At 61.2% G+C, this 22011-nt stretch carries 18 protein-coding genes; 11 read left to right on the top strand and 7 right to left on the bottom strand.

Translation table 11 applies throughout. The features are described 5' to 3' along the window. Nucleotides 1-2: 2 nt before the first annotated feature. Nucleotides 3-410: a heme-binding protein gene (locus ACI2KB_RS07965; RefSeq protein ID WP_404633156.1), complete on the top strand. Its 408-nt coding sequence runs from the start codon at nt 3-5 to the stop codon at nt 408-410. A 169-nt stretch (nt 411-579) separates the two neighbouring features. Further along, the gene (locus ACI2KB_RS07960; RefSeq protein WP_404633154.1) at nt 580-2757 is read left to right on the top strand and encodes a malate synthase G; all 2178 of its coding nucleotides are present in this window, start codon (nt 580-582) and stop codon (nt 2755-2757) included. A gap of 164 nt (nt 2758-2921) precedes the next feature. Here the strand turns inward: ACI2KB_RS07960 and ACI2KB_RS07955 are convergent, their stop codons facing one another. Next, nucleotides 2922-5111: a TonB-dependent siderophore receptor gene (locus ACI2KB_RS07955; protein WP_404633152.1), complete on the bottom strand. Its 2190-nt coding sequence runs from the start codon at nt 5109-5111 to the stop codon at nt 2922-2924. Nucleotides 5112-5460: 349 nt separating this feature from the next. Between ACI2KB_RS07955 and ACI2KB_RS07950 the strand changes: the two genes are divergently transcribed. Together ACI2KB_RS07950 and ACI2KB_RS07945 are read left to right on the top strand one after the other, a co-directional pair. Next, nucleotides 5461-7626, top strand: a complete 2166-nt coding sequence (locus ACI2KB_RS07950; RefSeq protein WP_404633150.1) for an outer membrane assembly lipoprotein YfiO — start codon at nt 5461-5463, stop codon at nt 7624-7626. Beyond that, nucleotides 7626-8336, top strand: coding sequence for a DUF3142 domain-containing protein (locus ACI2KB_RS07945; protein ID WP_404633562.1), 711 nt, complete (start codon nt 7626-7628; stop codon nt 8334-8336). Before ACI2KB_RS07950 ends, ACI2KB_RS07945 begins: the two co-directional genes overlap by 1 nt. A gap of 154 nt (nt 8337-8490) precedes the next feature. Here ACI2KB_RS07945 and ACI2KB_RS07940 read toward each other — a convergent pair whose 3' ends face one another. The 3 genes from ACI2KB_RS07940 to ACI2KB_RS07930 are packed head-to-tail and all read right to left on the bottom strand — an operon-like array spanning nt 8491 to nt 11462. Next, nucleotides 8491-8814, bottom strand: a complete 324-nt coding sequence (locus ACI2KB_RS07940; protein ID WP_404633148.1) for a hypothetical protein — start codon at nt 8812-8814, stop codon at nt 8491-8493. After that, nucleotides 8811-10169, bottom strand: coding sequence for an acyclic terpene utilization AtuA family protein (locus ACI2KB_RS07935; protein WP_404633146.1), 1359 nt, complete (start codon nt 10167-10169; stop codon nt 8811-8813). Before ACI2KB_RS07935 ends, ACI2KB_RS07940 begins: the two co-directional genes overlap by 4 nt. After that, a complete protein-coding gene (locus ACI2KB_RS07930) occupies nt 10170-11462 on the bottom strand; it encodes a CitMHS family transporter (RefSeq protein WP_404633144.1) in 1293 nt (430 codons plus the stop codon). It abuts the gene before it with no gap. 129 nt (nt 11463-11591) lie between these two features. On the opposite strand from ACI2KB_RS07930, the gene ACI2KB_RS07925 reads away from it, so the two are divergent. From ACI2KB_RS07925 to efeO (ACI2KB_RS07905), 5 genes are all read left to right on the top strand, one after another. Then, nucleotides 11592-12482, top strand: coding sequence for a LysR family transcriptional regulator (locus ACI2KB_RS07925; RefSeq protein WP_404633142.1), 891 nt, complete (start codon nt 11592-11594; stop codon nt 12480-12482). A 379-nt stretch (nt 12483-12861) separates the two neighbouring features. Next, nucleotides 12862-13731 (top strand): iron uptake transporter permease EfeU, encoded by an 870-nt coding sequence (gene efeU, locus ACI2KB_RS07920; protein ID WP_404633140.1) that lies wholly within the window; start codon nt 12862-12864, stop codon nt 13729-13731. A gap of 8 nt (nt 13732-13739) precedes the next feature. After that, nucleotides 13740-14951: an iron uptake system protein EfeO gene (efeO, locus tag ACI2KB_RS07915; RefSeq protein ID WP_404633138.1), complete on the top strand. Its 1212-nt coding sequence runs from the start codon at nt 13740-13742 to the stop codon at nt 14949-14951. Between the two features lie 207 nt (nt 14952-15158). Then, nucleotides 15159-16478 carry an iron uptake transporter deferrochelatase/peroxidase subunit gene (gene efeB / locus ACI2KB_RS07910; RefSeq protein ID WP_404633136.1) on the top strand — a complete coding sequence of 440 codons (1320 nt, stop codon included), beginning with the start codon at nt 15159-15161 and terminating at the stop codon, nt 16476-16478. Nucleotides 16479-16505: 27 nt separating this feature from the next. Further along, complete coding sequence (efeO, locus tag ACI2KB_RS07905) at nt 16506-17327, top strand: iron uptake system protein EfeO (RefSeq protein ID WP_404633134.1); 822 nt, start codon at nt 16506-16508, stop codon at nt 17325-17327. 138 nt (nt 17328-17465) lie between these two features. Here the strand turns inward: efeO (ACI2KB_RS07905) and ACI2KB_RS07900 are convergent, their stop codons facing one another. From ACI2KB_RS07900 to ACI2KB_RS07890, 3 genes are all read right to left on the bottom strand, one after another. Continuing rightward, nucleotides 17466-18236, bottom strand: coding sequence for a molybdopterin-dependent oxidoreductase (locus ACI2KB_RS07900; protein ID WP_404633132.1), 771 nt, complete (start codon nt 18234-18236; stop codon nt 17466-17468). Continuing rightward, a complete protein-coding gene (locus ACI2KB_RS07895; protein WP_404633130.1) occupies nt 18229-18852 on the bottom strand; it encodes a cytochrome b/b6 domain-containing protein in 624 nt (207 codons plus the stop codon). The genes ACI2KB_RS07900 and ACI2KB_RS07895 overlap by 8 nt, the downstream gene beginning before the upstream one ends. A gap of 155 nt (nt 18853-19007) precedes the next feature. Beyond that, nucleotides 19008-19613 carry a hypothetical protein gene (locus tag ACI2KB_RS07890; RefSeq protein ID WP_404633560.1) on the bottom strand — a complete coding sequence of 202 codons (606 nt, stop codon included), beginning with the start codon at nt 19611-19613 and terminating at the stop codon, nt 19008-19010. A gap of 218 nt (nt 19614-19831) precedes the next feature. Here ACI2KB_RS07890 and ACI2KB_RS07885 point away from each other — a divergent pair, with 218 nt between their 5' ends. Together ACI2KB_RS07885 and ACI2KB_RS07880 are read left to right on the top strand one after the other, a co-directional pair. After that, nucleotides 19832-20527 carry a heavy metal response regulator transcription factor gene (locus ACI2KB_RS07885; RefSeq protein ID WP_404633128.1) on the top strand — a complete coding sequence of 232 codons (696 nt, stop codon included), beginning with the start codon at nt 19832-19834 and terminating at the stop codon, nt 20525-20527. After that, nucleotides 20500-21894: a heavy metal sensor histidine kinase gene (locus ACI2KB_RS07880; protein WP_404633126.1), complete on the top strand. Its 1395-nt coding sequence runs from the start codon at nt 20500-20502 to the stop codon at nt 21892-21894. The genes ACI2KB_RS07885 and ACI2KB_RS07880 overlap by 28 nt, the downstream gene beginning before the upstream one ends. Nucleotides 21895-22011: the final 117 nt, after the last annotated feature.

Raw genomic sequence — 22011 nt, 5'->3', positions numbered from 1 at the left:
CCATGAAAACCAAATCTGTACTGACCCAGACCGAAGTCACTCAGATCCTCGGCGCCGCCCGCGCCGAAGCGCTCAACAATGGCTGGGCGGTGTCCATCGCCGTGACTGACGATGGCGGCCACCTGCTGGGCTTCGAGCGTCTGGACGGCTGCGCGCCGATCGGCGCCTACATTGCCATCGAAAAAGCCCGCACGTCGGCGCTGGGTCGTCGCGAGTCGAAGGGGTATGAAGAGATGGTCAATGGCGGGCGCACGGCGTTTGTGACTGCGCCGCTGCTGACGTCGCTGGAAGGTGGCGTGCCGGTGATCGTCAACGGCGAAACCATTGGTGCAGTGGGTGTGTCGGGCGTGAAGGCCGATCAGGATGCGCAAGTGGCCAAGGCGGGTGTGGCCGCTGTAAACGCCGGTTAAGCTCGATAGCCACTCATCTTGTGGGAGCCGGCTTGCTGGCGAAGGCGGTGGGTCAGTCAACCTATTTGGCACAGGCAAAACGCATTCGCCAGCAAGCCGGCTCCCACGCCCTTCGGGCAGAAGCGATACCGCGTAGATTCAATCAGACATTTTTAACGGAGAGCCCGAGATGACCGAATTCGTCAACTGCCACAACCTCAAGGTGGCGGCCAATCTGAAGCGCTTTGTCGACGAGGACGTGCTTCCCGGAACGGGGCTGAACCCTGACGTCTTCTGGGCCGACTTCGATTCGCTGGTCCACGACCTGGCGCCGATCAACCGCGAGTTGCTGGCCGAGCGCGACCGCCTGCAGACCCAGCTCGACAAGTGGCACAAATCCAACCCGGGGCCAGTCACCGACATGCCCGCCTACATCGCCTTTCTCGATTCCATCGGTTACCTGCAACCGGTGCCGGACAGCGTTCAGGCGACCACCCGCAACGTCGACAGTGAAATCAGCGAACAAGCCGGTCCGCAGTTGGTGGTCCCGGCGGCCAACGCCCGCTATGCGCTGAACGCCGCCAACGCCCGTTGGGGCTCGCTGTACGACGCGCTGTATGGCACCGACGCCATCGACAGCAGTCACGGCGCCGAGATCAAAGCCGGTTACAACCCGCTGCGCGGCGCCAAGGTCATTGCCTTCGCCCGCAACCTGCTGGACGAAGCCGCGCCACTGGCGTCCGGTTCCCACGTCGACGCCAAGGCCTACGCCATCGATAGCGGCGCGCTGCTCGTCACCCTCGCCGACGGCAGCCAGTCGCCGCTGGCGCAACCCGAGAAGTACGTCGGCTATCAAGGCGATGTCGCGCAACCGAGCGCCATCCTGCTGAGGAACAACGGCCTGCACATCGAACTCCAGATCGACCCCACCAGCCCGATTGGCAGCAGCGACCCGGCAGGCATCAAAGACCTGCTGCTGGAAGCGGCGCTGTCGACCATCATCGACTGCGAAGACTCGGTAGCCGCCGTCGACGCCGATGACAAGCTGGTGATCTACCGCAACTGGCTGGGCCTGATGAAAGGCGACCTGACCGAAGAGTTGGTCAAGGGCGGCAAGACCATCACCCGCCGCCTCAACGCTGACCGCGATTACACCGCTGCCGACGGCAGTTCGCTGACCCTGCATGGCCGCTCGCTGCTGTTCATCCGCAACGTCGGCCACCTGATGACCAACCCGGCGATCACCTACGACGGCAACAAGGAAATCCCCGAGGGCATTCTCGATGGCGTGATCACCAGCCTGATCGCCCTGCACGACCTGCACAACCGCACCAACTCGCGGGCGGGCAGCGTGTACATCGTCAAACCGAAAATGCACGGCCCGGCGGAAGTGGCGTTCGCCGACCAGTTGTTCGGGCGCATCGAAGATGCCCTGAAGCTGCCGCGCAACACCCTGAAAATGGGGATCATGGACGAAGAGCGGCGCACCAGTGTCAACCTCAAGGCCTGCATCAATGCGGCCTCGGCGCGGGTGGCGTTCATCAATACCGGTTTCCTGGACCGCACGGGTGACGAGATGCACACCTCGATGCAAGCAGGTCCGATGCTGCGCAAAGGCGACATGAAAGCCACGCCGTGGATCAAGGCCTACGAGCGTAACAACGTGCTGGTCGGGTTGGCGTGCGGCCTGCGTGGCAAAGCGCAGATCGGCAAAGGTATGTGGGCGATGCCCGACCTGATGGCCGACATGCTGGAACAAAAAATCGGTCATCCGAAAGCCGGTGCGACCACCGCCTGGGTGCCCTCGCCGACCGCCGCGACTCTGCATGCGTTGCACTATCACAAGGTGGATGTGAAGGCGGTGCAGCAGGAACTGGAGAAGGTGGATCTGGAGGGCGAAAGCCAGCAGATCCAGCTCGATCTGCTGACCATTCCAGTGGCCGCCGAAGCGAAGTGGACCGACGAGCAGATTCGCGAGGAAGTCGAGAACAACGCGCAAGGCCTGCTGGGTTATGTCGTACGTTGGGTCGAACAGGGTGTGGGGTGTTCGAAGGTGCCGGACATTCACAACGTTGGCCTGATGGAAGACCGCGCGACGCTGCGTATTTCCAGCCAGCACATTGCCAATTGGCTGCTTCATGGGGTGATTCATGAGCACGAAGCGCTGGACACACTCAAGCGCATGGCCAAGGTGGTGGACAAGCAGAACGCGGGGGATGCGGGTTACAAGCCGATGAGCGAGAACTTCGACAAGTCAGTGGCTTTCCAGGCCGCGTGCGCGCTGGTGTTCAAAGGGTGTGAACAGCCGAGCGGGTACACCGAGCCGCTGTTGCACCAGTTCCGATTGGCGTACAAGAAGGAGGGGTGATTCTCGCTGTAGCAACGCAGACTGCCAGGTGGATGCGTTGGTGAGATTGCCACCTTCCCTGTAGCAGTCCGGCTTGCCGGCGGTGGCGTTTGTGAAATCGCTACCACCGGCAAGCCGTGTTGCTACAGGCGGCGTTGCTGAAATCGTTTCCGCCAGCAGCGGATTTAAAACTCCAGCTTCGCCCGCGCCACCAACTGACGCGGTTCGCCAATGGCAATCGCCGGTGAACCCAAACCGCTGGACGAGGTGTAGTACTTCTCGTCGAACATGTTTTTCAGGTTCAACTGCAGGGTCAGGTCGCGCTCGTCAAGTTTCATTTTGTAAGAGACGAAGGCGTCGGCCACCTTGGAGGACGGCAGGTAATACTCTTTGCCCGAGCCGTCGTTCACACCCCAGCGGCTGGCAAAACGCGCACCGGCACCGGCACGCAGATCACCCACGCCGACATGGCCGAAGTCGCGGGTCAGGTACACGGCACCCGTATGTTTCGACACACCGTCCAGCGGCTCGCCCTTGAGCACCGGGTCTTCCAGCACCTTGGTGTCGGTGTAGGCGTAGCTGCCGGTCACGCTCCAGAATTCGTTGAGTTGCCCGGTGATGTCTGCTTCCAGGCCGCGGGAACGCACTTCACCCGAAACGCGGGTGCAGGTTTCGCTGCCGTTCACGCCGCAGGGCTCGCTGGTCTGCACGTTCTTTTTGTCGATGTTGAACAGCGCCACGGTGGCGGTCATCGCATCGTTCTGGAACTTGGTGCCGATCTCGTAGGACTTGCCCTCCTCCGGCGGCAGGTCGCCGATGGGCGAGGCAATCGAGGTGTTCGGGCGGAACGATTCGGTGTAGCTGCCGTACACCGACCAGTCCGGCTGGATCAGGTACACCAGGCCCACACGCGGTACGACTTTGCTGTCTTTGACGTCGGCACCGACCACGAACGGACGGCCCTTGCCGGTCAGTTCGTCGAAAGCGTCGTAGCGCAGACCGCCCTGAAGGATCCACTGGTCATTGAGGTGAATCGCGTCTTGCACGAAGAAGGCATGGGTGCGCAGGTGGTCGGTCTGATCGCTGTTCGCCGCACTGACCGTGCTCGGTTGCGCGGTGGCGCCGTACACCGGGTTGTTGTAGTTGAAGTCAACCTTGTTGGCGCTGCGGTACAGGTCGCCCAAATCGCGGTAGTTCTTCATGTAATCGGCGCCGAACATCACTTCATGGCGAATGTCGCCCCAGTACAGGTTGCCGAGCATGTTGACGGTGGCGGTGTGGGCGTACTGCACGGCATCGCGGGTGGCGTCGCCACGACGGGTCACGGCGCCGGTGGTGTAGTTGGCCGAGATGAAGCGCGACTGGTAATCGTTGTAGTAGTTGCGGCTGTAGGCGTAACCGGTGCGCAGGGTCCAGGTGTCGTTGAGGCGATGGTCCATGCGCAAGTCGAGGGAATCGGAACGCCCGGTGGTGACGTTGAACGGCTCGTCCAGACGACGGGTGCCCGGGATGTCCAGCACCTTGCCGGTTTGGGTGTTGATCTGCGTGCCCCGGTCGAACGGCACCGAATATTCCATGTGCTCGTACGCCACCGACACCGTGGTGTCGTCGCCGTACCAGGCCAGGGACGGCGCGACGACCGATTGGTCGATGCTGCCGAAATTGCGCCAGTAATCGTAGTTCTGCTTGTCAGCGATAAAGCGGTAGGCCAAGCCGTTGGTGCCAATCGGGCCGGTCACGTCGATCTGCTCGCCGCCGCCACCGAAGCTGGTGCCGAACACAGAAATGGAACGGGCATCCACCAATTGCGGCTTCTTGGTGACCACGTTGATCACCCCGCCCGGGTCCTGAACCCCATAGAGCATCGACGCGGGGCCTTTGAGCACTTCGATGCGCTCGGTGGTGGGCGTGAAGTTACGCGCCTGCACCGATTGCATGCCGTCGCGCATGATCGAGTTGTCGCGGTTGGTACCAAAACCACGCTTCTGAATCGCGTCCTGGGTGCCGCCGAGGGTGTTGCCCTGCTTGACCCCGCTGACCGCGTTGATGGCTTCGTCGAGGCTGTTGGGCTGACGGTCTTCAATCACCCGATTGGTCACCACGTTCACGGTCTGCGGCACTTCCACCAGCGATGCTTCGGTGCGGGTGCCAACGGAGGCCTTACGCGCCTGATAGCTGGTACGGCTGTGCTCGGTTTCGCTGATTTCGGTTTGCGAAGTGGCGTCGATGTTGGTCGCTTCCAGTTGCATTTCTTCGGCGCTGGCCAGTGAACTCATGCCCAGAGAGCACAACATCGCCGTGACCGAGCAGAGCCCCCGCGCGACGGGACGAAGAATGGGCGAAGGGAACACACGCGAACCGGATTGAGCTGTCATGAACGGATAAACCTGAGCTGTCGAGGAGTGGTGGCGTTCGTTAGAAACGAATCTGATTCTCACTACACGGCTGCCAGCGGGGTTTACCTCACCCGTTTTTTGAAAATAATTTTGATCTTTATCCGGAGCACAGACTGTGGGAGCCGGCTTGCTGGCGAAAGCGTCAGGTCAGACACAGTGGTCTTGATTGAGACACCCCTTTCGCCAGCAAGCCGGCTCCCACAGGCTTGCGCGGTGTTGCGCGATAAGGAGGAATCATCAAAACGCCAGCAATCCGCATTTTGGAAACACCCTGTATCATTCGCCCGCCTCACCCTCTCCTTCTACGTAGCGAAATCAAGGATTGTTCATGCGTATCCGCTCTCTGACGCCTCTTGCATTGATCATCGGCGCGACCCTCTGCGGTGGAGCCCAGGCCAGCAGTGACGATTCCTGCTACCCCACCTGGTCGCTGCTGCGCGACTCACTGGACGTCTGCAACAACCTGCCCTTCCTCAGCCCTGGCAATGACAGCCGGGTGAACCTGCGTCTGCTGTTGGCGGACCGTCAGGCGCTGGCGCTCAAGCCCAACGCGCTGAGCGAAGACGAACGGTCCGAAGGCTACGGCCCGGTGCCGTTCGCCGTTACGCGTCTGGAAGAAGGGGAAATCGAGGGCGACGAGAGTGAAGAATCAGGGGCCGCAGCGCTGAGTGATGCACTGGAACGACTGGGCGTCAAACGCGACAGCACCGACAGCGCAGGGCAAGCGTTCTTACAGGGCGAAGGCAGCCGCTGCCGCAGCAACCGGGACGACAGCGCCGCAAGTTTTATCGGAGAGTTGCTCAGCACGCCCTCGCTGTCCGATGCCGAGCGGCAGTCGCTGGCACGCAGCCGCGTGCAATTGCTCGACAGTTGCACCTGGGAAGGCGAGAAACAGGCGGCCTTGCTGCCTGCCGATGTTCAGTCTGAGCAAGGCAAGGCGTTCGTCACCTACCTGCAAGCCGCCTCGGATTTCTACAGTGGCCGTTTTGCCCAGGCCGAAACCGGTTTCGCCAGCCTGAGTGACAATCCACAACCGTGGCTCAAGGAAACGGCGCGTTACATGGTCGCCCGCACCCGGCTCAACGATGCGCAGAAAGACGCCTTCGATGAATACGGCACCCTCAAGGACAACCTCGACCCGGCGCCATTGGCCAAGGTCGCCGAGGCGTTCGAGCAGTATCTGGCCGCCTACCCGAAAGGTCTGTACACCCGTTCGGCCAAGGGGCTGATGCGCCGTGTGCATTGGTTGACGAACGATTTCGACACGCTGGCCGCCGACTACGATGAGCTGCTCACTCAACGTGACGACGAACAACGCAACCTGCCGCTGGAGGCGTTGATTCAGGAGGCGGACAACAAGCTGTTGATGACCGTGGTCGAGGCCACGCCGGCGCCGCTCATGACCGCCACGCGTGACCTGATGCTGATGCGCCCGGACAGCCCGGCGAAAATGACTCGGGAAACACTCCTGGCCCAGAAAGCGGTGTTTGCCGGGCAACCGGCGATGTTCGACTACTTGCAGGCGGTGTTCGCGTTCTACATCGACAAACAGCCTGACGAGGCGCTGAAACACCTGCCCGACGCGCTGCCCGCTCAGCTCGACTACCTCGCCTTCAGCCAGCAGACCCTGCGGGGTCTGGCGCTGGAAGCCAGCGGCGACCTGCCCGGCGCGCAGAAACTGTGGCTGAGTCTGCTGCCATTGGCCAACGAACCGCTGCAACGGGAGCAACTGGAACTGGCATTGGCCTGGAACTACGAACACGGCGGTCAATTGGCCAAGGTGTTTGCCAGTGATTCGCCGATCCAGTCCGCTCAGGTGCGACTGATCCTGCTGGGCAAAGTCGCCGACACGCCCCTGTTGCGTCAGCAAATCAGCCGGGGCATCAGCGACAACGAGAAAGCCACTGCGCAATTCGTGCTGCTCTACAAGGACCTCTTGCACAGCCAATACGCCGCGTTCGCCGAGGACCTCAAATCACTGCCGGAAAAGCCCGCTGACACCAAGTTGGGCACCAGCCTGGGTTACGTCTACGGCACTGGCCAGACTCTGCAACTGTTCCGCTGGAGGGGCGATAAAGCCGAGTCCGGATACACCTGCCCGAGCATTGGCGAGATCGCTGCCGTTCTGCAAGCCGACGGCAAAGACGCCAAAGGCCTGAACTGCCTGGGCGAGTTCATACTGCGCAATGGTCTGGACAGCATGCCGCTGGATCAACGCCCGGCTGCGCCGCAACTGGGCAGCAGCGAACCGGCGTTCAAAGGCGAGGTGTTCTCCCGTCTCGACGGCTATCAAACGGTTATCGCCGACGCCAAAGCCACAAAAGAAGACAAGGCCTACGCACTGTTCCGTGCGATCAACTGCTATGCACCGTCGGGCTACAACAGTTGCGGCGGCAAAGAGGTCGAACCGTCGGTGCGCAAGGGTTGGTTTCGTCAGTTGAAGAGCACGTACAGCGGCACGACCTGGGGAAAATCCTTGCAGTATTACTGGTGATGAGATGGCTGGGCTGTGCGCTGATCGGGCTGTTGTGCAGTGGCTTAGCGTTGGCCGACGTGGATGCCCGGGACCACGATGCATTCTGGCTGTGGAGCGGCGTCGCTTCGCAGCCCGTCCTGGATCAGGCGAAAACGCTGTACGTGTTGCAGGGCCAGGTATTTGCGCCACGTCGTAACCGACAACGGGTCGATTTCATCGCCCAAGGGATAAGTATTACGCGCTTGCCGCAACAGGCGGTGTGGATCGTTTATCGTGCCCATACCTTGCGCTGGCCGGAGCCGGTCTACCGCCAGTTACTGGGTCAGGTGCAACGCTGGCAACAGGCGGGCAATGCGGTCGTCGGCATTCAGATCGATTTCGATGCCCGCACCCGGTATTTGCAGGATTACGTGGCGTTTCTCAAGGACCTGCGCCAGCGCCTGCCCTCGCGTTACCAATTGAGCATCACCGGGCTGATGGACTGGAGCAGCAACGCCGATCCACAGGCCATCGTGCAGTTGAAAGGCGTGGTGGACGAAGTTGTGGTGCAGACCTATCAGGGGCGACAGAGCATTCCCGATTACGCCGCGTACTTGCCTCGGGTGAGCCGTTTGGAGCTGCCGTTCAAGATCGGGTTGATTCAGGGCGGGGAATGGGCCGAGCCGGATTTTCTGCGCGAGAATCCGTGGTTTCGCGGGTATGTGGTGTTTTTGCAGAATGGCCCCTGACTCCGTCGCGATCCCCCCCCTCACGTCCGACAAACGCAGCACCTGTGGGAGCCGGCTTGCTGGCGAAGGCGGTGTGTCATGCACCACCTCTGCAACTGATCAACCGCTTTCGCCACCAAGGCGGCTCCCACAACGGGTATGCACGATCGGCAAATCATCGCTCGATTTCGATATCCAACAACGCCGCGCCCAGCGCCTTGCCATGGGCATCCAGCGCCAGCGACCGGGTCACGCCGCCTTTCAGAATCCCCGGCAATACGAAATTCAGCGCCTGCACGTTCGGCAATTCATAGCGCCGTACCGCTCCCGCCTTGGGGTCCAGCAACTCGGCAAAATGCGCCGTTACCCGCTCGACCGTCAGTTGCTCCAGCAACCGTGGATAGTCCTCAGCCTTGAACGCAACCACCGAGATGTTCGACGTGTCGCCCTTGTCTCCAGTCCGAGAATGGGCCAGGTCCCGCAATTTGACTGCGCTCACGACGCTTCCTCCACATGAACCTCAGGTTTGACCGAATCTCGCGGCAACAACAGCGACGCCACCGCCACCACCTGACGTACCGATTTGCTCGCGCCCCCGCCGCCATACGGGCCGTTGGTGTACAGCGTTTCCACTTCGTTGCCGATGCGTACGGCGTCGGCTCTGTCTGCGCAACGCGCGGCCACCCGCAGGCGTACCTCCCACGGATCACTGTCCGTGCGAGAACCCAGTTCAGTGCCGTGCAGCGAATCGACACCAATCAGCTCGGCACGCACGTCATCGCACACCACACCGATGATGTTCAGACGCTCCAGCACGATCTCCCGCGCCAGTCGCGCACGGGCCAGAGCGCCCGGTCCGCCATAGGACATCTGCCCTTCGCCGATCCAGCCGTCGAGATAGCCGACCGACACCTTCAGCGTTTCAGGTCGGGCATGGCCATTTGCGCCCTCGGCCTGCACCTCATCCGGCGCCAAGACGCTGAATGACACACCGGAAAAATCCGCAGTCACGTCCGGCGTGAGGTACGCCTCGGGATCATGAACTTCGTAAATCATCTGCTCAGTGCACGTGGCCGTGTCGATTCGCCCGCCGGACCCTGCCACCTTGCTGATCACCGCCCTGCCCTCGGCATCGATCTGCGCAAGGGGAAAGCCCAGACGCGCCAGGTTAGGCACTTCCTTCACGCCCGGGTCGGCGAAATAGCCCCCGGTGATCTGCCCCGCGCATTCCAGCAAATGGCCCGTCAAGGTGCCGCGCCCCAGCTTCGTCCAGTCATCCTGCGCCCAGCCGAACTCGAACATCTGCGGCGCGAGGAACAGTGAGGGGTCGGCGACGCGACCGGTGATCACCACATCGGCGTCAGCCTTGAGCGCTTCGACAATACCCTCGGCGCCCAGATAGGCGTTGGCCGACACCAGCCGGTCACCCAAGCCGCCGAGGGTCGAGCCGTTGTCGAGCAACTGTTCGGGACTCAACTGCGCGAGCACGTCATCCCCCGTCACGGCGGCCACTTTAAGGCCATGCAGACCCAGTTCCGCTGCGACACGACGCACAGCTTTCGCCGCCGACAGCGGGTTGGCCGCGCCCATGTTGCTGATCACCCGCAAACGCTTCTGCCCCGCCTCACGACCACGCGCCACGAACGGCAGCACACGGCGCATGCGCTCGCCCAGCAACGGGTCGAAACCGGCATCGGGATCGCTCAGACGCGCCTGTTGCGCCAACGCGATGGTGCGCTCGGCAAGACATTCGAACACCAGATAATCCAGCGCGCCCTTGTCGGCCAGTTCCACGGCAGGCTCGATGCGGTCGCCGGAATACCCGGCGCCGGAGCCGATACGTAAAGTCTTCATTCAAAACACTCCCAGCAGCAGTGCGGTGAGGGTCATCAGCACCGATGCGGCAAACAGAAACGGGATGGTGAAACGCTGGTGGTCGGCCAGCTCAATCTTGCACAGCCCCACCAGCAGAAAGGTCGCAGGGGTCAACGGGCTGACCGGGAAGCCCGTGGTGTGCACACCCAACAACGAGGCTTGCGCCACTTGCAGCGGGTCGACACCCAATGCGCGGCCCACTTCGGCGATCACCGGCATCACGCCGAAATAGAAAGAATCAGGGTCGAACAGCAGGCTTAGCGGCATGGACAGGAAACCCACCACCATCGGAATCAGCTTGCCGTGGCCAGCCGGAATCTGCGCCACTGCCACTTCGGCCATGGCCTTGAGCATGCCGGTGCCTTGCATGATCCCGGTGAACACCCCGGCGGCAAGCAGGATGCTGGCCATGGTCAGCGCAGTTTTGGCGTGGGCGTCGATACGGGCGCGCTGGGCATCGACGTTCGGGTAGTTGATGCACAGCGCCAGCACCGTGCCGACCATGAACATCACCACCGGATCGACCCACCCGGCGATCATCACCGCCATGACCACGATAGTCAGCAGCAGGTTGAGCCAGAACAGCCGTGGGCGCCGCAGCACTTCTTCCTGCTCGGTGAGTACACGCTCGGGCACCACATCCACTTGGACTCCGGCCCCCAGACCCAGACGTTTTTCTTCACGACGGCCCAGCAGCCAGGCGCTGATAAAGACGAAGGCCAGACCCACGATCTGCACCGGAATCAGCGGTTGAAAAAGCTCGGCCACCGGTACATGCAGGGCTGCCGACGAGCGCAGCACCGGGCCGGTCCACGGCAGGAAATTCACCCCCGCCGCCATCGCCGCTACGCAGGCCAGGATCCGTCGATCGATGCCCAAGCGCGTGTACAACGGCAGCATCGCCGGGATCGTCACCAGAAAGGTCACCGCCCCCGAGCCGTCCAGGTGCACCAGCAGTGCCAACAACGCCGTGCCGACCACGATGCGTGTAGGCCGCGTGCCCACGGTACGCAGAATGCGATCGATGATCGGGTCGAGCATCCCGGCGTCGGTCATCACCCCGAAAAACAGAATGGCGAACACGAACATGCCGACCACAGGGGCGACGTTCTTGATACCGGTGATGATGAACCCGCTGGTTTGCAGACCGAAACCGCCGATGAGCGCGGCGATGATCGGCAAGGCGATCAGGGCAACCAGAGGCGAGAGGCGTTTGCTCATGACGGTGGCGAGCAAGCAGAGAATGGTGATGACACCGAGGGTGGCGAGCATGGGCTGATCCTTGTCATTCCTGACCGGCGGGCGGCGGAACGAGCTGTTGTTGTTTTCAGCGAGTATTGAAACGGGGGTAAGATTTGTAAATTGAAATGTTTGATGGGTCATGTTCGGAAAATCAGAACGATGAAAAACTCGATTCAACACATCCGCGCCTTTCTGGCCGTGGCCAACAGCGGCAGCTTCGCCAAGGCCGCTGTCGAACTGAATCTCTCGCCCTCGGCCCTGACCGTACAAATCCAGCAACTGGAAGAATGGCTCGGCGTCACGCTGCTGGAACGCAGCCCGCGTCAGGTCAGCCTGACCGCCGCGGGGCAGAACAATCGCGGGCCGATGGAAAAGCTGTTGCTGGATCTGGACAACATCGTCAGTGGCTCCCGCGACTTGGCGGCCCTGCGCCGAGGGGTGGTGACCATTGCCGCCCTGCCCTCGCTGTGTTCCGGGACGCTGCCGCCGATCCTGAAAACCTTCCGCGACCAGTTTCCCGGCGTCGAAGTGCGCCTGCGCGATGTCGTGGCGCAACGCATCGACGCCCTGGTGCGCGAGGGCGAGGTGGATTTCGGACTGGGGGTGCGGGCGCGGATGGGCCACGGGCTGGATTTTGAAGTGGTGATGGTCGACCGCCTGAGCCTGTTCGTACCGCTCGATCATCTGTTGGCGAAACGCCGCTCAGTGACACTGGCCGACATCGCCGCCGAACCGATCATCCTCACGGGGCGCGACAGCAGCGTGCGTGAGCGGGTCGAGCAGTTATTTGCCGACGCCGGTTTGAGCCTGGTGCCAGGACTGGAGGCGAACTACATGTCCACGGTCATGGCGCTGGTGCGGCAAGGTTTGGGAATGACGCTGTTGCCAGAATCGGCTGACGAAGGCCGGGGGGATCTGGCGCAAGTGCAGGTCGAGCACGCGGGGGTGAATCGGGAGATTGGATTGATTACCCGAGCGGGGTTTGGCCTGAGCCCGGCAGCGGAAAAGTTCGTGGAGATGATGAAGACGTCACTCACGCCACAAATCTAGATCCGTGGGAGATTCTATGGTGTCTGATCAATTGCTTTCGCCACCAAGGCGGCTCCCACAGTGATCGCGTCGAATCCAGATTTTTCGTTCGGCGCTGAACCTGTGGGAGCCGGCTTGCTGGCGAATGCGGAGGGTCAGCCACGAATGATCTCACTGGACCACCGCTTTCGCCAGCAACCCTCTTGCAGCTTGTAGCTGAAAGCTTGCCGCTGCCCTTATGGCTGAACGCCACCTGAACACCTGCACAAATCCGGGATTTTGCAAAAAAACAAGTATGCTCATTCAATAATGAGTATCATTATGTTACACATTGGCAGAACGCGAATGGCTAGCGACTGCGTTCACGCCGCACACCTTATCAGATTTACTTCGGTGATAAATGCTCGTTCCTTTTTTGATCATGTTGCGCGAAGGGATTGAAGCCGCGCTTATCGTAGGCATCATTGCCAGTTACCTGAAACAGACCGGCCGCGGCGAGTGGATGCCCGCTGTCTGGATCGGGGTCTTCCTCGCAGCGGCTCTGGCGCTGTTCGTCGGTGGCGGCCTGGAAATGGTCAGCGCCGAATTCCCTCAGAAACAACAGGAACTGTTCGAAGGCGTAGTGGGCCTGGTAGCCGTGGTCATTCTCAGTTCCATGGTGGTCTGGATGCGCAAGGTGGCGCGTTCGGTCAAACACGATCTGCATCAATCGCTGGACGCCGCCCTCGCCGGTTCGAAAAACCAGACCTATGCCCTGATTGCCATGGTGTTCTTCGCCGTGGCCCGCGAAAGCCTTGAAACCGTGTTCTTCCTGTTGGCGGTGTTCCAGCAGAGCGAAGGCGCGTCTGGCCCGCTGGGTGCGCTGTTCGGTCTGATCATTGCCGTGGCGATTGGCGTGGCCATCTACAAAGGCAGCCTGCGCCTGAACCTGAGCCGCTTCTTCCGCTATACCGGCCTGTTCATCCTCGTCGTCGCGGCGGGCATTCTGGCCAACTCGGTGCGTTCGCTGCACGAAGCCGGGGTCTGGAACTACTTCCAGGACGTGGTCTTCGACATCAGCGCCATCCTGCCGATGGACGGCCCGGCCGGCTCGGTGCTGGCCGGCATGTTCGGCTACCAGGACGCGCCAAGCGTCAGCGTGCTGGTGGCGTACCTGGCCTATCTGGTTTTTGCACTGTTCCTGTTCTTCAGGCCGCAGGCGAAGGTGGTGAGTCTGCCCACCCGCCCGGTCCATGAACACGGCCATTCTTCCTCCGTTTCGAACAAGTAAGGGCAACCATGACCACCACTCCATCCGGCCTTCCGCCACAGAAAGCCAAGCCGCCTCGCGCCCTGCAATTCGCCGTCGCAGGCTCGGTCCTTCTGATGATCGCCGCTGGCGCGATGTTCTATTTCGCCTCACAGGCTGCGCAGAAAAAACGCGTGGCCAACACCGGCAATGAAACCGTGGTGACCATCCACGCCAAGAACTGCGAGCCGAACGAGATCACCGTTCCGGCGGGCAAAAACGCGTTCCGCATCGTCAACGCTTCCGAGCGTGCCGTGGAGTGGGAAATTCTTGATGGCGTGCTGGTGGTCGAGGAGCGTGAAAACATCGTTCCGGGCCTGAGCCAGATCATCAACGCCAACCTGCAACCGGGCGACTACGCCATCACCTGCGGCCTGCTGAGCAACCCGCGCGGCGTGCTGCACGTGACCCCGACTGCGGAGTCCGAAGCCGCTGCCAAGGCCCGTCCGTCGATGGTCGCGTTCATCGGCCCGCTGTCTGAATACCGCGTCTACCTGAGCACGCAGAGCAGCGCGCTGATCCGCGCCGTGACCGATCTGCAAACCGCCATCGAAGGCGGCGATCTGGCAGCCGCTCAGCAAGCCTACGCCCCGGCCCGCGCCGCGTACCAACGCATCGCTCCGGCCGCCCAGCGTCTGGCCGAGCTGGACAACGCCGTCAACGCCCGCGCCGACTACTTCGAAAAACGCGAGCAGGACCCAGGCTTCAGCGGCTTCCACCGCATCGAGTTCGGCCTGTTCCAGCAAAAGTCGCTGGACGGCCTGACCCCGGTCGTTCAGAAGCTGCAAACCGACCTCACCACCCTGAAAACCCAGCTGCTGGCGCAAAGCATCGCCCCTGAGCAACTGGCCAGCATGGTGGTGCGCAACATGCGCAGTCTGGCTGACATCCGCAGCAATGGCGAGGAAGAGCGTTACAGCCACCTCGACGCCGCCGGTTTCGCTGCCAACCTGGAAGGTACGCGCAAGGTCGTCGACCTGCTGCGTCCGCTGTTGGCCAAGAACTGGAACGATGTGCTGAAGAAGATCGACGACGCGGCCACCGCGCTGGACGATCAACTGCTGATGCTCAAGACCGACAACGGCTACACGCCGTACGACCAGGTCAGCACCGAACAACGAAAACAAATTGCGGACAAGGCCAAGGCTCTGGCCGATGCACTCGATGGAATCGACCCGGCCCTGGGCCTCACCGGCCTGTAAGCGTGCCCTGGCGGGTGCCCTAGGCTTTGTACGAAATGTTTTGAGACGAAGGTAAGGCAAGGCGAAAACAGCCGAGGAAGCGGAGTTTACGGGTTGTAAATGAGCATTCCGAGGCTGTTTTCAACGCAGTATGACCGAGTATCAAGACTTTTCGTGCACAGCCTAGCGCCCGCCCGGCCCTGAAACCCGAGCTAAGAAAGCATTCACATGAAAGACTCTGATTCATCCAACGCCCCGATTTCCGCTGAGCGCCGCCGTGTCCTGATGGGCCTGGGTGCCGCCGGTGCCGCCATTGCCGGTGCCAGCCTGGCGGGCAATGCCATGGCCGCCACTGCGCCTGCGCAAGTCACCGAAGCCCCGAAAAGCGAAAAAACCCAGGACCACAACGAGTTCCACGGCACGCACCAGAGCGGCATCGTCACCCCGCGTCCGGCTGCGGGCATGATGGTGTCCTTCGACGTGCTGGCGCAGGATCGCGACGATCTGGAGCGCCTGTTCCGCACCCTCAACGAGCGCATCGCGTTCCTGATGACCGGCGGTGAAGTGCCCCAGGTCGACCCGAAACTGCCGCCGCTGGATTCCGGCATCCTCGGCCCGGTGGTCACCCCGGACAACCTGACCATCACCGTTTCGGTGGGCGATTCGCTGTTCGACGAGCGCTTCGGCCTGGAGCACGTGAAACCCAAACGTCTGCAACGCATGGTCGGTTTCCCCAACGACGCACTGGAAGCGGCCTGCTGCCACGGCGACCTGAGCATCCAGTTCTGCTCCAACGCCCCGGACAGCAACATTCACGCCCTGCGTGACATCGTGAAGAACCTGCCGGACCTGCTAATGGTGCGCTGGAAACAGGAAGGCACCGTACCGGCTCAAGCGCCGTTGAAGCCTGGCCAACAGCCTGAGAGCGCGCGCAACTTCCTCGGCTTTCGTGATGGCTCGGCCAACCCGGATTCCAACAGCCAGAAAACCATGAACGACGTGGTCTGGGTGCAAGCGGACAGCGACGAACCGGCCTGGGCCGCCAACGGCAGCTACCAGGCGGTGCGCATCATCCGCAACCTGGTCGAGCGCTGGGACCGTACCCCACTGCAAGAACAGGAATCGATTTTCGGCCGCAAGAAAACCACCGGTGCGCCGATGGACGGCAAGACCGAAACCGACGTTCCGGATTACACCAAAGACCCGGAAGGCAAGGTTACCAAGCTCGATTCGCACATCCGCCTGGCCAACCCACGTACCCACGATTCGCAGAAAAACCTGATCCTGCGGCGCCCGTTCAACTACTCCAACGGCGTGATGAAAAACGGCCAGCTGGACATGGGCCTGCTGTTCATCTGCTACCAGCAGGACCTGGAAAAAGGCTTCATCACCGTGCAGACCCGCCTCAACGGCGAGCCGCTGGAGGAATACCTCAAGCCTGTCGGTGGCGGGTATTTCTTCACCCTGCCGGGCGTGAAAGACAACAACGATTTCATCGGCCGTTCGCTGTTGGCCGCGGCTACAGCTGTAAAAACAAAAACTGCCTGACAACCCTTACCTCACAGGAAGAGCTCCATGAAAAAGTCGCCTCTCGCGCTGTTGGTTACCCTTGGCTTGTTGCAGACCCCGTCCGTATTCGCGGCCACGGCACCGCTGGATCTGGTAACCCCGGTTTCCGACTACAAGATCTACGTCACTGAAAACGTCGACAAGTTGGCCGCCGACACTCAGAAATTCACCGACGCGATCAAGAAAGGTGACCTGGCCACCGCCAAGAAACTGTACCCGACCACTCGCGTCGCCTACGAATCCATCGAGCCGATCGCCGAGCTGTTCGATGACCTGGACAAGTCGATCGACTCCCGCGAAGACGACCACGAGAAAGGCGTTGAAGCCGAAGATTTCACCGGCTTCCACCGTCTGGAGCACGCGCTGTTCGCCAAGAACACCACCAAAGGTCAGGAAGCACTGGCCGACAAGCTGATGACTGACGTCAAAGACCTGCAATCGCGTATTGCCGACCTGACCTTCCCGCCAGAGAAAGTGGTCGGCGGCGCCGCGGCCCTGCTGGAAGAAGTGGCAGCTACCAAGATCTCCGGTGAAGAAGATCGTTACAGCCACACCGACCTGTACGACTTCCAGGGCAACGTGGACGGCGCGAAGAAAATCGTCGACCTGTTCAAGCCACAACTGCAGAAATCCGACGCTGCGTTCGTGGCTAAAGTGGACAAGAACTTCGCCACCGTGGACAAGATCCTGGCCAAGTACAAAACCAAGGATGGCGGTTTCGAAACTTACGACAAGGTCAAGGAAAACGACCGCAAAGCCCTGACTGGCCCGGTCAACACCCTGGCTGAAGACCTGTCGCAAATGCGTGGCAAACTCGGTCTGAACTGAGTTTGAAAACGCGTTGAAAAAACCGCCTGCCGATCGCTCGGCAGGCGGTTTTTATTGGCGGATGAAGATGAATTGATCGTGCCCACGCGGAGCGTGGGAACGATCAGGCGAATCAAAAACAGAGCTGAGCCAACAGGATCAAATCCCGCTAAACCAGTTGTACCCCTGATCCTCCCAATACCCGCCCGGATAATCGTTGGTCACGAAGATCTCGACGATGTGCTTGGGGTTCTTGAAGCCCAGTTTGGTCGGCACGCGAATGCGCAGCGGGTAGCCATAGCTCGGTGGTAACGCCACCTCGCCGAAGTCCAGCGCCAGCAGGGTTTGCGGGTGCAACGCGGTGGGCATGTCCAGGCTTGAGTAGTAGCGATCCGCGCATTTGAAGCCAACGAACTTCGCGGTCGTATCAGCGCCCACATATTCGAGAAAGGTCTTCAACGGCACCCCGCCCCACTGCCCGATGGCGCTCCAGCCTTCGACGCAAATCAGCCGCGTGATGTCGGTGCGTTGCGGCAGTTTGCGTAAACCCTCAAGGGTCCAAGATGCCTTGTCCCGCACCAGGCCCGAGACGCCCAGTTTCCAGTCCGCCACGTCCAAGTCGGGAATGTCATCCTCGCTGTAGAACGCATTGAACGGAAACGGGTTACGGATCTTGTCCTTGCTGAACGTCGGCGCCAGTTTCTGCCCGCTGAATAGCCACGCCTGGACCCGGTCATTCCAACGCGACATGGCCCACAGCACTTTGTCCACCTGATCGCCATCTTGCAGGTTGCAGCCGCTGAGCATGGCCATGGCGCCCACGGTCAGGCCCCCTTTGAGAAAGTGGCGGCGTTGCAGGTTTTCCAGCTGCGTCTGCTGCGCCGGTTCCAGCTTGATGCGCTGGACCGCGCGTTTCTTCGGTTCAATCATGTTCGACCTTTCCGTTATCCATCACCCGCGTACCGCCAGTGATCATCGGCAACAGGGTTTTCGGCACCAGTAATACCAGCGCCAGATGAACCACCACGAACGCGCCAATCGCCGCCATCGCCGCAAAGTGCACGTAGCGGGCGAAGTCGTACCCACCGAACAGTGCGGTGAGTTCCTGGAGTTGAATGGGCTTCCAGATCGCCAAACCCGAGACGACGATCAACACGCCTGCTGCCAACACCAGCCAGTACATCAAACGCTGGACGGCGTTGTAGACGCCCTTTTCGTGCTTGAGGCGAAAGCGCAGCGCGTCGAGTAGATCGCGCTTCACTGCCTTGGGGGTGACCGGCAGGAAATCACGTTGGAAGTGCCGACTGAACAGGCCATACAGCACGTAGATCAGGCCGTTGATCACCAATAGCCACATCACCGCAAAGTGCCAGGCCAGCGCACCGCCGAGCCAGCCGCCGAGGGTAAAATCCCGGGGAAAGGCGAAGTGGAACAAGGGCGATGCGTTGTAAATCCCCCACCCGCTCATGAACATGCAGACCATGCCAAAGGCGTTGATCCAGTGCGTGAGGCGGATGGGCCAAGGGTGAATGCTGGTTTTTTTCATGGATTGAGGCTCCTCCTGAACGCCAACTGCGCCTGTACGTCCGTATTCGCCAGCAAGCCGGCTCCCACAAATGTAGATGACAACATCAGACAGTGTGAGGGCCGGCTTGCTGGCGAAAGGGACGACACGGTGCAACAGATGCACCGCGGCCGTCCTTACATCGGCGGCTGGAAGCCATCCTTGCCGACGGCCACACCGCGCGCAGTCTTGCCGTCTTCTGCCGGGAATACCACCACTTTGGCGCCCTTGACCAACTCACTCACCTTGCCCGCCTCCACATAAGCAATCGGCACGTCTTCCGGCACCACCAACTGTTTCTCGCCACCCTTGTAGCTCACGCTCAAGGTGCGGCCATTGGCGTTGGTCAGTTTGCCCACGGTGCCATTGGTCATGGTGCCGGTACTGCCGTCAGCGTTCTGCCAGCCGTAGTGCCCTTCGCCACTGCCCTTGAGGCTGGCTTCGAACACCGTCACTTCCAGCGCTTTCAAGGTGCCGTCAGCCTGCGGGGTGGCCGCCGAACCGATGAAACTGTCGGACTTGATAGACGCGATATCAGCCTTCGACACCAGACGCACGCCGGTCTTGTCAGTCAGGCCAATGCTCTGGTGAGCCCCCGTGCGGGTGGTGAAGTTCAGGGTGTTGTTGTCGACGCTGTCGACGGTTCCGCGCAGGGGTTTGACCACCGGCATGTCGGCGGCGCAGGCCATGACAGCAGCGCTGAGCATCAGCAGGCCAAAGGTAGAGGACAAAGCGGTCTTCATGTTCATGACGAGTTCCTTCCAGGCAGGTTCATAACGTAGGCATTGCGGGTTGAATGAGGTTCATCCTGTCCAACCAACCGGTACCGCACCATGACCGCCGGATGACATTTTTGTCATTCGCATGCTCAGCGCCGCTGGGTCCTTCAATGACAAAAATGTAACCGCCCGCGCCGGACAGGTTGGTTAAACTGCCCACACGATGCAATGCGAGCCCTACGATGCACATCCTGCTGATCGAAGACGACACCAAGACCGGCGAATACCTGAAGAAAGGCCTCAGCGAATCCGGCTACAAGGTCGACTGGGCGCAGCACGGCGCCGACGGCCTGCACATGGCGCTGGAGCAACGTTATGACCTGCTGGTGCTGGACGTCATGCTGCCGGGCATCGACGGCTATCAGATCATCGAAATCCTGCGCGCCAAACAGGACGTGCCGGTGCTGTTCCTCACCGCCCGCGACCAGTTGCAAGACCGTATTCGCGGGCTGGAGCTGGGCGCCGATGATTACTTGGTCAAGCCGTTTTCGTTCACCGAACTGCTGCTGCGCATCCGCACGATTCTGCGCCGTGGCGTGGTGCGCGAGGCCGATCACTTTCATTTGGCCGATCTGGAGCTGGACCTGCTGCGCCGCCGCGTGACCCGCCAGCACCAGATCATCACCCTGACCAACAAGGAATTCGCCCTGCTGCACCTGTTGCTACGTCGCGAAGGTGACGTGCTGTCACGCGCGCAGATCGCTTCGGAAGTCTGGGACATGAACTTCGACAGCGACACCAATGTGGTGGACGTGGCGATCAAACGCCTGCGCAGCAAGGTCGACCTGCCCTACCCGGTCAAGCTGATTCACACCGTGCGCGGTATCGGCTATGTCTGCGAGGTACGGCCATGCGAGCCCGACGCCCACCCTCTCTGACCCTGCGTTCGACCCTGGCCTTTGCGGTGGTGGCGATGCTGGCCGTGGCCAGCGCCGGGATGTACCTCTACGAAACCATGAAAGCCTCGGTGATGACCCGCAGCGACCACGCGGTGCTGGCCCGGCTCGATCACTTTCGCAAACTGCTGCAATACGACCTGACCCTCGACACCCTGCGCGGCAGCCCGCAGCTGTTCGAGAACATGCTCGACAGCGAGGACGACATCTTCATCATCGGCGAGCCGGGCAAGACGCCCGTGATCCTGGTCAATCCACTGCATGCTCCCTTGCCCGAGACGCCAGTGGTGGCGCCGGATCAGGCATTGAACGTGAGTGATCTGCGCAGCGGCACGGCCAACCCGGATGCGCCCATGCGCGCGGCCACGGTGGCGGCGATGTCCGGCGGCAAGACCGTGCATTTGACCGCTGCGCACCTGGCGGTCAAGGAAATGGCCACCCTGGCCAACTTCCGCAACCGGATCCTGGTGGCGGTGGCACTGGCCTTTCTGGTCACCGCACTGCTGGGCTACGTGTTGTTGCGTCGCGGCCTTCGCCCATTGCGCAAGATGGCCGAACACGCCACAGCCATCACCCCGGCACGCCTCGACAGCCGCATGGACAGCGGCGATACGCCGGTGGAGCTGCAACAACTGAGTGACGCCTACAACGCCATGCTCGACCGCCTGGCCGACGGCTACGAGCGACTGAATCAGTTCTCCGCCGACCTTGCCCATGAAATCCGCACCCCGGTGGGATCGTTGATGGGGCATTGTCAGGTTGCGTTGCGCCAACCCCGTTCGGTAGATGAATACCAGACGTTATTGGCGTCGAATCTGGAAGAGCTGGAACGCATCTCGCGCATGGTCGAAAGCATCCTGTTCCTCGCCCGCGCCGATGACGCCCAAGCGGCGTTGAATCGTCAGCCGCTGCAGCTGGCGGATGAGCTGCAACGGGTGACCGGCTACTTCGAAGGCCTGGCCGAAGAACGAAAAATGACCCTACGCACTACAGGCGACGGCGTGTTGAATGCCGACCCATTGCTGCTGCGCCGGGCCTTGAGCAATCTGGTGGCTAACGCGATTCGTTATGCCGACGAACACAGCGAGATCAACATTCGCGTGGTTCGAAGCACTGAACACTGTCGCATCGAAGTGGAGAATCAGGGGCCGAACCTCAGCGAAGTGGCCCTGAGCAAGCTGTTCGACCGTTTCTACCGCGTCGACGCCTCTCGCCATCAGAGCTCGGATTCCAACGGGCTGGGGTTGGCAATTGTGGCGGCGATCATGCAGTTGCATGGGGGTGAGGTGACAGTCGACCAGCCCTCAGAAAGACAAATCCGATTCGCTTTGATGTTTCAACCTGATTGATGCAATTGCGTTGCGTCTGGCCCGGATTGTGGGAGCCGGCTTGCTGGCGAAAGCGGTGGTTCATCCACTGTTGTGCTGCCTGATACGACGCCTTCGCCAGCAAGCCGGTTCCCACAA

The sequence above is a fragment of the Pseudomonas sp. NPDC088444 genome (assembly GCF_044900175.1).
Classification (GTDB): Bacteria; Pseudomonadota; Gammaproteobacteria; order Pseudomonadales; family Pseudomonadaceae; genus Aquipseudomonas.
Note: the sequence above shows the minus strand (reverse complement) of the source record. Positions and strands in the feature narration are given on the sequence as shown.